The organism is Halomonas sp. BM-2019, from assembly GCF_017584085.1.
Genome location: NZ_CP071922.1, coordinates 1101626 through 1101951, shown reverse-complemented (window position 1 = coordinate 1101951; position 326 = coordinate 1101626).

Genomic DNA, 326 nt, shown 5'->3' with positions numbered 1-326 from the left:
TCTCCTCGATGCGCGCCTCGTCCTCGGCGGGGATACGGGTGGGACAGTAGGTGCGGGTCAGGTGCTCGCGCACCTCCGCACGGGAAGTCATGATCGTCATCGTGTCTACCACTGTGACTGGCAGGGGCTCCCCCTGCGTGATCGGGTGCATCGCGACTCGCGCGCTCCGCGCAGACGATGCGCCTTCGGGTGGGCGGCGTCTCTCGCCGCCTCGGCCCGTTGACCTATTCTAGACCAGAATGGCGGCGCCTTGACCAGCACCAGCCAAGAAATCGCCCCGCCGGGCACCCACCCCGCCGAGGCGGCCTGCCTCCCGGGCCGCCAAG